General features: G+C 75.2%; 1 protein-coding gene. It reads right to left on the bottom strand.

Going from position 1 to position 1,555, the window contains the following annotated elements:
• On the bottom strand, nt 1-1,555 hold a 1,555-nt coding region (locus D8M29_RS11975; protein ID WP_238693414.1), incomplete at both ends, for a 4-alpha-glucanotransferase.

Below are 1,555 nucleotides of genomic sequence, written 5' to 3'. Positions count from 1 at the left end.
TTTTGTTTGCTTAAACAAAGCCGAGCCACGAAGGTAGACACGGGGGAGGACGCTCTTCCCCTGCCGGCCGCTCTTCCGATCCGGCCACCGAGGACGGGACCGCCCGGCACGGCGTCCGAGGCGAGCCAGTCCAGGGCCGCGCGGGTGAACTCGGCGCCGAGTCCCGCCAGCTCCTCCTTGGGCACGGGAGCGGACGGCCCGGCGGCGAGGTCCACGACCGTGACCGGCGGGGCCTGCCCGCCGGCGTCCAGCATCCGGACCCGTGCGCCATCCGCTCCCACCGGCTCCTCCGCCCGGGTCAGCAGGATCATCCGCACGCCCCGGCGGGCCAGGGCCACGGCGGCCTGCCGCACGTAGACGTTCATGCCGCCGGCGTCGCCGCGGCCGGGCTGGGCCAGGGGGGAGGTGTGCAGGCTGACCCCGATCCCCACCGGCACGGACGCCCGCAGTTCGGCGTCCACGGCGTCGAACAGCCGGGCCGCCGACGCCGAGTCCGCCAGGTCCTCGACGGAGACCATCCGTCCGGCGCCGTCGCCGAGCGGCACAGTCCAGTTCGGGTACTGGTCCTGGAGGGTGCCGGGCTGGTTCTGGATGCGCCGCTCGCCCACGGCGTCCACGAGCGCCACGCTGTGCAGGGCCGAGGGCGCCTGCGCGAGCAGGCGGTGCAGGGCCACGATCTGGCGTTCGCGCACCTCGGGGCCGGCGTCGGGGACGTCCACGTCCGCCTCGGCGAGCAGCCCGCGCCGGGCCGCGGCGGCGAGGAACGCGCGCACCTCCTCCGCCGACCGGCGGCGTTCCTGGGCGACGTCCACGGTGTAGAGGCCCAGCCGTTCGCGCAGGTCCACCTGGACGCCCTCGAGGTAACCGGCCGTGGGCGGCAGGTCGTGCGTGTTCACCGCCGCCATGGCCAGCCGCCGGTAGCGCTCCGGCGGGGTGGGCTCGCCGTCCTCCTGTTCGAACCACAGGATCGACGTGCCGAGCACGCCGGCCTCGGCCAGGCGGCGCTGCACCCACGGCTCGAACGTGCCGAGGTCCTCGCCCACCACGACGACGCCGGCCCGCTCGGCCTCGAGCGTGAGCACGGCGAGCATCGCCTCGTGGTCGTATTCGACGTACGCGCCCTGGGTGGCACCGGCGCCCTCCGGGATCCACCACAGGCGGAACAGCCCCAGGACGTGGTCCATCCGGATGCCGCCCGCGCCGCGCAGCACGGTGCGCAGCATGTCCCGGAACGCGGCGTAGCCGGTCTCGGCCAGGCGGCGCGGATGCCAGGGGTGCTGCGACCAGTCCTGGCCCAGCTGGTTGAACAGCTCGGGCGGCGCGCCGACGGACATGGTCGGCACCAGCACGTCCCCGAGCATCCACGCGTCCGCGGTCTCGCGGGTCGCCCCGACTGCCAGGTCCACCATGACGCCCATGCGCATGCCGGCCGCCCGGGCCCGCTCCTGCACGCCGGCGAGCTGCTCGGCGGCGATCCACTGCACCCAGCGGTGCAGGTCGACGTCGGTCGCGCGTTCGACGCGGACCCGCTCCGCCTCGACCCCGCCCGGCGCCA

This window comes from Micrococcus sp. HSID17227, assembly GCF_003989405.1.
Classification (GTDB): domain Bacteria; phylum Actinomycetota; class Actinomycetes; order Actinomycetales; family Micrococcaceae; genus Micrococcus; species Micrococcus luteus.
The sequence above is the reverse complement of the archived record's forward strand: the minus strand, read 5'-3'. Positions and strand labels throughout refer to the sequence as shown.